This window comes from Oceanococcus atlanticus, assembly GCF_002088235.1.
Lineage (GTDB): Bacteria > Pseudomonadota > Gammaproteobacteria > Nevskiales > Oceanococcaceae > Oceanococcus > Oceanococcus atlanticus.
Genome location: NZ_AQQV01000001.1, coordinates 981,999 through 995,616 on the forward strand (window position 1 = coordinate 981,999; position 13,618 = coordinate 995,616).

At 55.7% G+C, this 13,618-nt stretch carries 12 protein-coding genes; 3 read left to right on the forward strand and 9 right to left on the reverse strand.

Annotation, left to right across the window (positions count from 1 at the left end; genetic code table 11):
• Positions 1-11: 11 nt before the first annotated feature.
• The 7 genes from ATO7_RS04660 to ATO7_RS04690 form a co-directional block, all read right to left on the reverse strand.
• A complete protein-coding gene (locus ATO7_RS04660; RefSeq protein ID WP_083559968.1) occupies positions 12-869 on the reverse strand; it encodes a sulfotransferase domain-containing protein in 858 nt (285 codons plus the stop codon).
• Between the two features lie 31 nt (positions 870-900).
• A complete protein-coding gene (locus ATO7_RS04665; protein WP_146680145.1) occupies positions 901-1,860 on the reverse strand; it encodes a sulfotransferase family protein in 960 nt (319 codons plus the stop codon).
• On the reverse strand, positions 1,857-3,251 hold the full coding sequence (locus tag ATO7_RS04670) for a hypothetical protein (RefSeq protein WP_206044788.1): 1,395 nt from the start codon (positions 3,249-3,251) through the stop codon (positions 1,857-1,859). Before ATO7_RS04670 ends, ATO7_RS04665 begins: the two co-directional genes overlap by 4 nt.
• Positions 3,235-3,858, reverse strand: a complete 624-nt coding sequence (locus ATO7_RS04675) for a CDP-alcohol phosphatidyltransferase family protein (protein ID WP_158523041.1) — start codon at positions 3,856-3,858, stop codon at positions 3,235-3,237. Before ATO7_RS04675 ends, ATO7_RS04670 begins: the two co-directional genes overlap by 17 nt.
• Before the next feature lie 85 nt (positions 3,859-3,943).
• Positions 3,944-4,852, reverse strand: coding sequence for a glycosyltransferase family 2 protein (locus ATO7_RS04680; RefSeq protein WP_083559975.1), 909 nt, complete (start codon positions 4,850-4,852; stop codon positions 3,944-3,946).
• 2 nt (positions 4,853-4,854) lie between these two features.
• Positions 4,855-5,814 (reverse strand): glycosyltransferase family 2 protein, encoded by a 960-nt coding sequence (locus ATO7_RS04685; protein ID WP_158523042.1) that lies wholly within the window; start codon positions 5,812-5,814, stop codon positions 4,855-4,857.
• Positions 5,804-7,042, reverse strand: coding sequence for a glycosyltransferase (locus tag ATO7_RS04690; RefSeq protein ID WP_330395391.1), 1,239 nt, complete (start codon positions 7,040-7,042; stop codon positions 5,804-5,806). The genes ATO7_RS04685 and ATO7_RS04690 overlap by 11 nt, the downstream gene beginning before the upstream one ends.
• Before the next feature lie 214 nt (positions 7,043-7,256).
• On the opposite strand from ATO7_RS04690, the gene ATO7_RS04695 reads away from it, so the two are divergent.
• A complete protein-coding gene (locus tag ATO7_RS04695) occupies positions 7,257-8,273 on the forward strand; it encodes a glycosyltransferase family 4 protein (protein WP_158523044.1) in 1,017 nt (338 codons plus the stop codon).
• Positions 8,270-9,085 carry a glycosyltransferase family 2 protein gene (locus ATO7_RS04700; RefSeq protein WP_083559984.1) on the forward strand — a complete coding sequence of 272 codons (816 nt, stop codon included), beginning with the start codon at positions 8,270-8,272 and terminating at the stop codon, positions 9,083-9,085. Before ATO7_RS04695 ends, ATO7_RS04700 begins: the two co-directional genes overlap by 4 nt.
• Before the next feature lie 65 nt (positions 9,086-9,150).
• Here ATO7_RS04700 and ATO7_RS04705 read toward each other — a convergent pair whose 3' ends face one another.
• Positions 9,151-11,205, reverse strand: coding sequence for a hypothetical protein (locus tag ATO7_RS04705; RefSeq protein WP_146680147.1), 2,055 nt, complete (start codon positions 11,203-11,205; stop codon positions 9,151-9,153).
• Between the two features lie 274 nt (positions 11,206-11,479).
• On the opposite strand from ATO7_RS04705, the gene ATO7_RS04710 reads away from it, so the two are divergent.
• A complete protein-coding gene (locus tag ATO7_RS04710; protein ID WP_240499419.1) occupies positions 11,480-12,346 on the forward strand; it encodes a sulfotransferase domain-containing protein in 867 nt (288 codons plus the stop codon).
• A 28-nt stretch (positions 12,347-12,374) separates the two neighbouring features.
• On the opposite strand, the gene ATO7_RS04715 is transcribed toward ATO7_RS04710, so the two are convergent.
• Positions 12,375-13,568 carry an acyltransferase family protein gene (locus tag ATO7_RS04715; RefSeq protein WP_083559990.1) on the reverse strand — a complete coding sequence of 398 codons (1,194 nt, stop codon included), beginning with the start codon at positions 13,566-13,568 and terminating at the stop codon, positions 12,375-12,377.
• Positions 13,569-13,618: the final 50 nt, after the last annotated feature.

Below are 13,618 nucleotides of genomic sequence, written 5' to 3' on the forward strand. Positions count from 1 at the left end.
CACCCAAGGCCTTATAGCGAATATCCCAAGGCCGGGATGATCTTGCTCAACCGCTGGTTGACCTGCTCCAACGTCTGAGGTTTCAGGCCCAGAAACTGTCCAGGATTCCGGTTACGGATGTGGCTACCCTCGCCCTGCGCTGCCTGCCCCAATCCGGATAATGCCCACAAACCATCTCGCCGTTGCTGGGTCAGGGGAATATCCAGGACCTCGCTGAGTGAGCTCGCCCAAGTGTCAAAATCACTGAGCATGCGCTCGTACTGCAATACCCGAAAACCGTGCTGCTGCACCATACGTGCAAAACCGGCAAAGGTATCCTCAACTGTGTTCAGATAGTCGAGCGCGTAAGCATCCAATCCTAACGCCAACGCACGCTCACGAGCTGCAAAAAATCGCGCGCGCGCCCCGGACGCCGCCGGCGCAATATGACTTCGGCTGATCGAATGGTAGTGCGAGACCAGCACATCTCGCGGATCGCGGACGCAGACCAGGCCAGCCTGACCGAGCAACACCTCATCCGGCAGCTCGGACCGTATCGGGCAGTACACGTAGCCCTTTTGTGGATGGAAAATCGCAGGTGCATGTCGCCTCAGATACGGCGCAACCGGGGTTCCTTGCACATTCCACAGATAGCCCTCCAAATCCATGCAGCGAGCCGGATCCTCAACCAGGTAGCGAACCGCCCTGGACAAATACGTCGAGGCCGCTTTGTGGGCACAAAATACGAACGCGCCGGGCTGTTCACTGACCTGTGGGGCATAGCCCTGCAGGTGTCGATGCTCACGCCGATGCACAACCCGTTTGTATGCCCGTTTCAGACCTGGCCAGCGCTGACTTACGCGCTGGCGCCATCTATGCTGAGCGCTCATCTTGACTCAACCCCATAAGCGCATGGAGTACTCAAGACTGGGCCTCATCCAAGGAATGTGCCCATGCTGAGCAATCGAATTCAATCCGTTCTCGAAGTTCGTCAAGGTCGTCTCGCAAAACTTGTACGACCGACGCTGGCAACTCCACATGAGCATCACGCGAAGTATCATCGACAGGCTCGAGCAATTGGGTGCCCAGCGCGGCTTTCAACCGCTTCCTGAAGCCGGCCGCAGGCACGGCCGCCTTTACCCATTTTTTCAACATGTTGGGCTGATACAGCAAACGCGCAAGCAGACCATGCACGCGCGACTTGGGGCGTCCAGAGACATTGAATTTTGTTGACGTATTGAAACGCCAAGGTACCAGCCCCCAGCGCTCGCACAGCTGGTTGCAAATCTCACCAGCATCGGCGGTCAGCAAGTCGTACGGGAAAACCTCGACCGAATCGAAAACTTCTTGGTACGCACGCAACGCTGGCGCATAGGTGCTGACGCCCACGTAATCGAAGCTGAAGTGCCAATTTGCCTGCCGGCGTTTTGCCACCACCTGCGCATCCAACGCAGCTTCAAGAGACAAATTCTCGGTTCCGTTTCTCTGCTTCATACGGTAACTCGAACCTATACGCTTCACCGGATCTCGCAGCAGAACAACGATACGAACTTTATGAACATCGTTGCCAAGCACGCGTTTGAGACTGGCGATCACGTGTTCATAGTCATAGAGATACGCTGGGCAGGCTTCCAGACGAATGGGGGCCTCCGCCTGGGCTGCAAACATCCGAGAATAATCCGCTAGCCCTCGTAAGCATCGCTCACGGTTGGCCTGAGCAGCCCAAGAGTCTGCAGGCCGGTCATGCTGGGACAGCAAATACGTTTCCTTGAAGTAGCTGCCAACAATCTGTGGGTGCTGAGACAAGTAGTAGAACAGCGAGGACGTGCCGGCCTTTTCAGCCCCGATGATCAAAGCATTTGGCAGCAAATTTTCGCTCACCGCACCCGATTCCATTGCCGCCACCTCACTCCCAACGCTATCGCAATCGCGTACATCAAACAGCCGAACTCGTGACTCGGCGGCAAAAGAAAGGTCGATTGGGTAAGACAATAGGTCACCATCACCATGGCAATGACCCTGACCATCAAATGATCAAACCTGTCTGAAAGCTTCAAGGTGGACAAACGTGTGAACAGGGTTGCCATCACAATGCCCGCAACCCAGATTGCACCCAGCCAACCCAATCCGTAGACCAATTCGAAGAATGCGCTGTGCGCACTCCCGATTTTGCTGGGATTGAGGCTTTCCAGCATGAGCCCACGATATTCGCCGATCGACATTCCCTGAAAGTCATGACGAAACCCAGCAACAAAGCCATGCCCAACAAAGACCTCAGCATTGTCCGAAATCCAATCCCAGATCAGCGTTCTGCCACTTAACGTTGACAAGGCCTCTGGCTTGTCGCGCGTCAACGCAGAATAGATATCGTCATAGAAAAAGGCCGCGATCAGGACGCCCAAAACAGGTAGCAACACAGCCGCAGGCCCCAGCAGATTGGTTCTGTAGCCCGCCACCTGAGGCTCAGCAACGCCTCCACGCATACGCAGCGAAAAGAGCAGCATGGCCCCCACACCCAGTGCAGCTGCGGCGTAACCGATTCGCACATCAGGCAGACTCAATGCGATTGCCGCAAAGAAAACCAGCACACCTGACCACAAGACGCGCCCCGTGCGCATGAAGTGATAAGCCGCATATACGAAGGTCACTGCGCCCGCGAGCGACATATTGCCGATATCGTTGCCTTTGACCCGCCAACGCCCCTGACTGTAAACATTCACCGTTTCTGGTGAAACGATGTTCGCTACCAGCACCAACAGGATGAGGATCAGATTCACTTTAAAAAAAGCGGTCAACACAAATTCCAGGCGCAGCTTGTCGGTGCCGATGCACAAACCAACGAAAATCGCTGAACCGAGACCAATCGCAAACAGTGACGACATCACGATGGTCAAAAATGCCGATGGTGCGTTGATCGCCGACATCCACATCAGTGTGGGAATCGACAACAAACCAAGCACCCAAGGGGCGATTTGACGTGGCATCAAACGCTGATCACGCCATTTCAGAACATGCATGACCACAACTGCGGCAGCCAGGCCGTAGACGAGAAGCTGCAGCAACACGAAGACATCAACCCTGCCTGCGGCGCTGGCCCCGAGGCCACGAGAGCCATATGCCCGCCAAACCGGAGGGCCAAAAACCATCAGCAAACTGGGCATCAAGATGACCCACTCACTGGTCGTACCGCCCCACAAGCGCTGGCGACCCATGACCGGATGGCTCGCCTCTTCCTGCCCCCGGGCCGGCCCTAGACTATTGAGCACCGTCAAACCTACGCATTGCGATATACGCGCTGTGCGCCATTCCCAAAGCGCCCAATCCAAACAAAGCCACACTTAGCAGTGTCGTATTTTCACGCAACACGCAGACCAGCAAGGACACCGTCAGGGTATCCGTGAGTGAAACCGCCGAGCGACGCACAAGATGCAGCACACCCGCTGTGCGAAAGCGTTCCTTCGCGGCTTTGCGAAACATCGATGCGGTGAACAAATCCTGGCTACGCCCCACGACCATGACCAGCGCGCCAGCAATCAAAAGCAAAATCTGCTTCGGATCGGCTCCCGCTTCAACGTGGTACCACAGCACCGCGAACGGCACGATGCCAATCACCGCGTAGTCGCAGTAGACATCCAGCCAGCCACCACGCTCGCTGGCCGTTTGAGTGGCGCGAGCAACCTGACCATCTGCGCAATCAAGAAGGTAGGCAAAGGTGAGCAACAACCATGCAATGAACTGTGCCACAACGCCGGCTTCACCCAGCGCGAGAACCCCCGCGCCGGCCAAAGCCAGGGTCAAGGCGGCAAGCGTAACCTGGCTCGCACTAACACCCACGCGAACCGCTGCCCAGGCAATGACACCGGCAATTGGTTGGGCCACAACCCAAGTCGGTGGAGGACCACCAGCCGCATACTCACGATGCCAAAAACGGCCAAGCGACGGCGTGCCCATCAACCAGACCGCCTCAAGACTGGCGCTTGCGCCAACGGCGCTGAAACAAGGCGCTGAGCAGTGGTGCACCGACCACCAATGCCCAATGCCGTGCTCGCATGGGATCACACCTCAGGGCCCGGCATCCTTGTGCCGACGCCGCAACCCAATCGCCTTGCGTAGCCAGAAAACGCCCCAGCATGTAGTGCAGGTTTGACATCAGGTGACTGTCGCCCTGCGGGCGAAATTTGTCCACGAAAATCTGCAAATCGTGAACACGCCGAGATACATCCGCACCGATACCCTGTGGGCTGGGGTGAGAGATCACACCCAATTCCGGCGTGTATTCAACGGTATATGCCTGACTCACACGGAACATCAGGTCCCAGTCATCCCACACACGCAGAGTTTCATCAAATCCGCCGAGCGCGACCAAGCAATCTCGCCGCGCCAGCCAGGTTTGGGTAAATGCAAACAAATGTCTGGCCAGTGCGCACCGCGCATCAGCAGCAAGAGACAAGGCTTTCGGGGGAAACACGAACTGATCGTCGTGGCTGTTGTAACGCACCATCGCGCACGAAGTCAGAGCCAGATTTTTATCGACCGCGAAATACTTGAGCTGCGAGCTCAGACGATCGTACAGCCACTCATCATCGTCATCGTGAAACGCGACGAATTCGCCCGCCGCCGCCCTCAAACCCGTGTTACGAGTCGCCGCGGCGCCGCCATTGGTCTCCCGCCGTATGTACTTCACCCGCGTGTTGTTGGCATAGCGTGACATCACACGGGCTGTGTCGTCACTGGATGCATCGTCCACCACCAGCAGCTCGATATTCTCATGAGCCTGGTGGAGAACACTTTCGATCGCGCGCACGATCAGGTTCGCTCGATTGTAGGTCGGCATCACAACGCTAACCAGCGGCTCGCTTGATTGAATACTCACCCTTACCCTCGATGCGTTTTTGTCGACCAGTGCAGGCGCCTCAAGGCCTGCCGCCACTGGCGTAACTGGCGTACAGTGCTTTCGCCGCCGACCCGGGATGCAAGCAACAGCAAGCGCGCCGCCAACAATCCAGGACGGATTTGCAAGGCCTTTCGCAGCGCGTCATATCCGCGTTGTTTGTCGCCGCAGGTTAATTCGTAACGCCCGATCACGTAATGAAAATACGCCAAACTGGACGGCTGTGCAGCCCAGCGTGCGCCGTGTTTGTCCAAAATACGGCGCACGCCGGCAACCACGCGTTGCTCATTTCCAGCCATGCTTGTGACATGGCGCTGATCCTGGATAAACAGCGGCTCGGGCAGGTATACAAAGCGGCAAACATCACTCAAACGCAGCGCCAGTTCCCAGTCGTTGCGAGCAGGCATCAGCACGTCGAAGCCGCCCAACTCACGCACAAGTTGCGTGCGCACCAACCAAGCGGGCGTCGCGATAGCGCCCATCGAAATCAAACCACGCACTCGGCTGAAATCCACTTCTGCGAAATCCTGGTCGCGGAAGCAGTTGCGCAATCCTTGTGGCACCAGACGGATGTAACCCGCCAAGCACAGCCCCACATCATCAGCGGAGGCGTCCAAACAAGCGATCTGCTTGTCCAGCTTGTCCGGAAGCCAAATATCGTCATCGTCCTGAAACGCCAGCAATTCTGCACGGGCCAGGGCAATCGCCGCATTACGCGCCTCAGAGACTCCGCTGAACGTATCCAGACGCACGGTTCTAACCCGAGCATCACCGATCTGCGCAAGATACTCGCTGGTACCATCCGTGCATGCGTTGTCGATAACTAAAACTTCGATATCAGACACGGTTTGCGCCAACACGCTGGCCAAGGCTCGTTGAAACAGGGCCAGTCGGTTATGAGTGGGCAATACCACGCTCACGCGCGGGGGCGGATCAATGCTCATAGGCATGTTTCATAGCGACCAGCCCGGCATAGATTGACTGCAACCCATCAAGATGCTGGTTCACGGTGAAATTTCGCGCCACATGGTCGCGCCCATGAGCGGCCATCTCTGGCCATTTCGCGTGAGCATCAAGCAGTGCCACCAGCCCTTTATTGACGGCATCTTGATCATCACGCACCACGAAAGCCGATAAACCACTCGCCACCGTTTCGGGAATTCCGCCGTGCTGCGTCGTCAGTATCGGCAAACCACAGGCTTGTGCTTCCAGCAACACGATGCCCTGCCCTTCTTCATCCCCCAGATCCGATACGGTACAGGGAAATAAAAAAAGATGATTATCTGCCAACTGCTGTTTGACCACCTCTCGCGGCACGCCCCCGAGAAACTCAACACAGTGCTCAACGCCCTGTTCGCGGCACAAATTGAGCAGGTTTCGACGACACGGTCCATCACCGATGATGCGATAGCGCACCTCGATGCCCTGCTGCACCAGCGAAGCGACCGCAAGAATGGCGCGGTCCAACGCTTTTTGCGGAACCAGCCGCGCCACCGTCAGCAGATGCAGAGGCTGGCCGGGCATCCAATGCCGCGTTTGAAACACGAAATCTTCAAGCTCAATACCTAGCGGGAGGCGTTGAACCTGCGATGCCCCAAGCCCTATAGACTCGGCCTTGCTCTGCATGAATCCGGTGGTCACGATAACCCGGTCCGCCCCGCCTTTGAGATAGCGATAGTTCGGCATGCACCCGGCCGCAACACGCGTCAAATCATAACCATGCAATGACACAACCAAGGGCTGCTTGAGCAATCCCAGCAAACGCAAACGGGCCAGCAATTCGCCCTGGGGCCCGAAGTGGGCATGGTAGACGTCAGTGTGGCCACCGAGCTGTATCGCAGCCATCAACGGAACCAGTTCGCCGCGCAGATCATCAGCAAGGAGCTGCCAAGCCTGCTTTGGTCGCATACGCATAAGTGCCATGGCGTTGCGCACCCAACGACGCCAGCGCGGCTGCACCGGTTGCCAACTGGTGGGACTAAACTCACTTTCCAAGGCTTGCAGCTGATCCACTGCAGCGCCAGGCCGCCGGCGCAGAACTGTGACGCGGAAGCCACGCGCTTTAAGCCCCCGGACCTGATCGACGACAAAAGTCTCCGACAACTCCGGAAACTGATTGACCACCACCGTTATTGCTTGCTTCCCCAGATCATCCCCCGATCTCAAGCACACTTCCAACTGACGACCAACTTGCGGTTCTCAATCAGCCACCCGGTGGGTATTCTAAATCTTTTGCAGCCTGCGGCAGCCGATGTCCTTGTCATTTGACATGCCTGATTCAAATCGCGCATCAACCACACGCCCCAGGGTTCTGATGACTTGCTCAGCCGGCGTGGTCAACGACCCTCGCACTTGGTCAGGCACGCCGCACGCGCTTTTTGAGGCCATGAACGACACCGCCTTGATTGATGTCGTTCCTGCCGCACCGCCAACAAGCCGACTGCTCAAAAAACTGGCCCGAAAAGCCGACCGGCGACTGCAACAGAACCATCCCAGCATCGACGGCCCACTGAGCCGCCGAGTGCAATGGCAAAACGTACACGCCCAAGCACGCAGCGCCGCGTGCACCGCCACCTTGCATCTGGGCACTTACGATCTCCCCGCACGCCCACAATCTGGTATGCCGGCCTACCTGTATATCGACACCACGTACGATCTGTGGCGCCGGCAGTCGTCGCGGCGCGGAGAAATTTCTGCACGCCAGCAGCGTATTTTCTGGCAACTGGAACAGCGTGCTGTCAAAGCCACAAAGCATATCTTCGCGATTGGCCAGCACGTCGCGAACAACTTGATCAGCGCTTATGGCTTGGCTGAGTCGAAAATCACGGTCGTTGGCACCGGTCGAGGCAACATCGCCCCCTATGCTGGCCCCAAAGATTTTCAGAATGGTCGAATTCTGACCGTAGCCAAAGTACGCCCAGATGACAAAGGCATCCCTTTATTGCTTGATGCGTTTGCACACGCGCGACGACAAAACCCCCGATTGACGCTAACAGTTGTGGGTGGACAAAAAATACCTGGCATAGCGCAAATGGAAGGGGTTGAAGCGACCGGCTGGCTGACCGAAGAGCAGCTGCAATCCTTGTTCGAAAATGCCTCTTTATTCGTTATGCCAGCGCACTACGAACCTTGGGGCTTGGTCTACCTTGAAGCACTCAGCTGCCAAGTGCCGATCATGGGGCTACCACGCAACGCATTCCCCGAACTCAGCGCACATGGAGACCACGGCTTTGCTGCGCGCAGCAACACCAATGAACTGGCACAAGACATTCTAGACGCCCTCGCCGATTCGAAACGGCTGGCCGAAATGGGCCGTAAAGGCTTCGCCTTTGCAAGCCGATTCGATTGGGCGCACACCGGCAGGGCGATCGCCACAACCATTGCATTGGATCAAAACGCATGAAGCAAGCACCGGTTCAGTTCGCCGTTGTCAGCGCTGCACGCAACTGTGAAAGGTGGGTGAGCAAGAATGTCGGATCGGTCATCGAACAAAGCTACCCACATTGGCGAGCCGTGTTAATTGACGATGCTTCTCACGACAATACCTTCGACGTCGCACGCACCACGGCTGGCCAAGACCCCCGTTACACGGTGCTGCGCAACGAATCCCCGCATGGCGCCTTAGCGAACATCGTCCGTGCCAGTGCTCGCGCCGCACGAGCCCCTAACGATGTCATCGTCATTATTGACGGTGACGATTGGCTGGCCGATAGCTTCGCATTGGAACGTTTAGCCGAGCACTACGCCGATCCAAACCTCTGGTTAAGCTATGGCAGCCACAAATTGCTGCGAGGACGCCTGCGCGATCGTCTCCGCGGCCGCCCCAGCAGAGGGCAAGCGCGCCCAATACCTGAATCCGTATCGCGTCTCGGTCTTTACCGCTACCAAAATGGGCCCTGGTGTGCCAGCCATCTGCGCGCCTACCGCAAATTCCTATGGGACGAAGTCCGGGATGAAGACTTGCGTGATGACAACGGTGATTACTTCTGCTCTGCGGCAGACGTGGCCACCATGCTGCCGCTGCTGGAATTGGCTGGCCCCGAGCACATGCGCTACATCAACGATATTTTGTATGTGTACAACAACGACCACGCGCTGAGTGACAACCAGGAACCGGTGCCACCCTTTGAACGACAGCAGTACATCTGCTCGCTGAAAATCAGAGCGAAACCCCGCTATCACGCATTGTCGAATCCATCGGCAATCTCGGCCTGAAATAACAAAACCATAAAAAAAAGCCCGCGACATAGTCACGGGCTTTGATTCAAGATCAGGTTGCTTTAGCGCGGAACGATAACCACCGGCGACCGCGGCCCCTCGTAACCCCTACGGAATGAGTTGTAATAGGGGTAGCAGAACACTTCAGATTGCTGGTCGGCGATATCGCCAGAGGGTGACGGTTTGCAACCGAGCAAATCCTCCGGCGAAAAACGAATATTGGAGTCGTCGACATGCAGGAATTGCTCTGGCGTATCCATTAAATCGGCGATATGAGCCACATCAGCCCCACCATTCTTGAGCAACAACTCCTTACCCAGGAAGTAGTAACTGCCTCGATTGTCATAGCTGTTTCCATGGTCGCCAATATGCGTAGCCACCACCGTGTACAAACCGCCTGAAAACCCCGCGGGCAGATCCAGAACAAATTTATAGGTCACACCGTCGCCAAGCACGACCGGAGGCCGTAATTCAGGGTTGCTCGTAAACGTAAACGATTGCTGCCCCGAAACATCGTAGAACGACAGGATCAAATCATTCGGGCTCACCCCACCCGTTTCGTAGACATGATCCTGGTCAATCGACTGGTTTGTCTTGTAATCACGGTCCCCATCCAAATACGGCGTGACATTGGCGACGATACGACCATTGGCGTCCGGGATAAGGACCACCGCACCGGTGCCATCGACACTCAATTGTTCTTTTGGAAACTCGATCAAGCTGACAAACCCATCAGACTGGACCAAGGCAGCGGGCACTTGTGATGTAGGACTCCAGTCTTGCAAACGCTCGTTAAGGCTCAAATGGTTAATACGGATACCATCCACCCAGACCTCAGCCTGCGGGCTCTCTTGCACAAATCTGATGGTCGTAATCTGATAGTCGGGCCCCAGATCTTCCAAGGCGGCGGCATGCAGGTCTTCTCTGGTCGCATTCACAGCGCGGTCAAACATGATATGGCCGGGCGCCCATTCCGCTTTGCGACCGAGGTAGTTGAGTTCACGCCAGACACCTTGGCTGCATTGGCCTGTCCATTTGACGAAAGCATCCCTGGTCTGTGTTCCCGCGCTGTTGGACATGATCACCCAAAAGTACGGTGTACCAAGGCCTGCGCAGTTCCCGTTTCTGGGGTAGTAGTAGGCGGACAAGTTATCGAGGTCCGCGACCTGGAGGGCATCCTGAACGTAGTAACTGACCGACATCGCATCGGCCGTGTGATCTCCCGTGCGCGAACGTGGCGCATACTGAAGCGCCTCCCCACCTACAGGAGAGAACCGGTCCGGCAGGTTCCAGCGTACGTTTTTGGTTGATTGGAACCAACCGATACCCGTTCCACCACTGGCCGCGCCGGCGCTGAGCAAGTTGCTGACGTCGTCTTCTCCGAAGTTTGCATAGAAGCCGAAATCCTCAACCGCTTCACGTAAAACGGAGGCATTGACGTGGACATTGTCGATCCATGCATCCGGCCCAAAGCCGTTGTACCCCAAGAACTGAATTCGGATACCCCAGATTTTGTAATCGCTACCGAATTCCTGTTTCGCCCAACGGTGCGCATCGCCCCGCTTTGCGAACACTTGGCCATCGGTACTCGACCAATCCACCCAACTCTTGTTGACCAAATCAACCGCATTCCAACGACCTGCGGCACAACCAACACCGGCCTTGAGCGTGGTCCGAACGCGCGGCTGATCGCTGGCATTGCTGTTGATCAGTATTTCCGCGCGCACACTACCGCTCACACAGGCTCCTGCCGTCATCGGCAACAGATCAAACCCCATTTTTTCGAGCTTGCTGATCTGCAGATCGGACTGCGGAAAGTAGCTGATCGACACATAGTCATTGCTTGCATCCACGGCACGCTGTGTCGCGTCATAATGCAAAGCGGAAAGAGAAAGCGCATTCGCCACCGGTGGCTGGCCCCAATACGCGTTGTAGGATTCGAAATAGCCGGTCGGAAGAATACCTTCTGCTGAATTGAGCACGGCCGCGGTTACGGGCTGCAACGCGTCCGAAACAGGTTCCAGCAAATCGCCAAGCTCCCCAAGTTGAGCCTGGGCATTCCAACTTGCCACGCACAGCAAACCAGTGGCAGTCAGGCTGCCAAAAAAACGTCTCATCAAAATAACCCCCAAAAAAGAATGGCATGCACGTTTCTCTACCCTTTGCGAGTTTGCCCAACCATATGCAAAGTGTGAGAAATCTAATTTAAACGCCCATCACATAGCGCGATGGAAGTCAATATATATCACAACTGTGACACTACACGGTCAGTTAAACCTTTTGGTTCCTATAAAGACCACACGCCCGGCACAGAGGCTTGATCAATATCGAAAACACTCAATTGATCGACTACGATGTTCAACCATCAACAAGCTGAATGGATGTAAAGAAGTGCCATCGCATGTACATCGCCCCGACTTCTTGATCATTGGCGCCCAGAAAGCTGGGACGACCTCAGCACACCACGCGCTTTGCACACATCCATCCATCTGGATGCCATCAATAAAAGAGCTGCACGCCTTTGATTCGGGCGCTACGCATCTAAGCCCACAAGAGTTGGAGCGCTATTTCAGCATCTTTAGCGAAGCCCCTGCCGGCTCAACCCGGGGAGAAGCAACGCCGAGTTACCTATATGCGCCGCACGCCGCCGCAAGCATTCACGCGGCTCTCGGCTCACAGGTCAAACTCATCGTGTTGCTCAGAAATCCGGCTAAACGGGCCTACTCGCATTACCTTATGAATCTGCGAAAGGGCTACGAGAAAAAGAGCTTTGCAGACGCGCTGGAAGCCGAAGAGCGCCGTTTGGAACAGGGCACGCAATCCATGCTGCGCTATTCCTACATATCGCGTGGGTACTATCACGAGCAAATTTCCCGCTATCTCGAGTATTTCGACCATTCGATGATGCGGATCTACGTATTTGAGCAGGACATCATCCCGGCCTGGGAAAACGTGTGGACAGGTCTGTGCAGCTTTCTCGATTTACCGCATGACGCCACACCACCGCTGCAGCAATCGAACAGCGCACGTCAGATTCGCTCTCCGTTGGTGAGCTGGGCTATGCGCCAACCTGTTCTTAAGCGAATGAAGAACAAAGTGATCTCTCGAAACGCCAATCTCAAATTGCGCCATGCGCTGAGTCAGCGTGCACCTGCCGCTGACCCCGAGATGATTGCGGCACTAAACGATCGGTATTTCAAGAACGACATTAAAAAACTTGAAACGCTGCTCAATCGTCCGCTCAACGCCTGGCGCTAAAAGACAACGTTCAGCTCAACGCGCTCAATTACTTCTCCCCTGTAGAGAGCGGGTTGGCCTTTTCTGCGCTTTCACCAACCCCTGCCGTGTTGGGCATCCTGGGGGCAAAACGCCGCCCATACTTGATGCTCGGCAATTCAATTAGGCGATGGCACAAATCGGCAAGCAAAATAATCACTGGCAAATAGACCAGCGCAAGCAGCAGGGTGCCCAAAATTCGATGCCCGGTGAGATCATTCAGGGTTGGCAGCAAAGGCAAAAAAACGGCCAGGACAGGATAGTGCAAGAGGTAGCAAGGATAGGAGCGCTTGCCGAGATAATCGAGCACCCGATTGGAGAACAGCCGCCGGGTCTGATCATGATTGATAATCATGCAGATGAGCAGGAACAGGAACAGATTGACCACGGTATAACCCCAAATTGCTTGCCAACCGTGGGGCATATACAAAGGCCAACCCAAAGACAGGTACGGCCCACCTTCAAACATCGGCATGATGCCAATCCCATTCACCGCAACACCAAGCACAAACGCCGCAGCCGCATAGAGCAGCAAATGCACAGGCCTTGGACTCAGAGTTGTGAAATTGATCAAGGCGCCAATCGCGAAGGCATCCAGATAAGACCACGTTAATACATACATGGCGAGAGGCCGCCACGGCTGCGCGTCAGGGGCAATATCAAACGGCCAATTCAGCCAGGTCAACGCACGCAGAACCACACTTAAACCCACCAGCCCAATCAGTAGCCGTCGCAAATTGACCGCGCTGAACCAGTACAAAACAAAGGGCCAAACTAAATAGAACTGCTCCTCCACCGACATCGACCACAGATGATCAAACTGGAAAGAGTGCACCCTGTCCGCACGAAGCGTAAAAAAGTTATACAGATAGGCGAAGCCGTAGAGTAGATGCTCACGCTGTGGCTCATTCATCTCGGTGATCACCAACATCACCGCCAAGTAGCCGTAATACAACGGCAAAATTCGCCACAATCGTCGAATATAGAAGCGTTTAAGGTAGCTTCCGAAGGTCGGCGCTCGATCCCTGTCCATAAGCAGAACACGGGTAATCAAAAAGCCTGACAGGACAAAAAAGCTCTGCATCCCCACCCAACCGATATTGAGCAGGTACAGGTGCGCAATCACCACCATCAGCAAGGCGATTCCGCGCAAGCCATCCAACCCCTCAATATGAGCCTGACGCGCAGCTCCGCTTATAGACATCCCCGTCCCCTGTCATCATTCTTGCGAGGGTTAAGCCAAGCCGCTCTGGC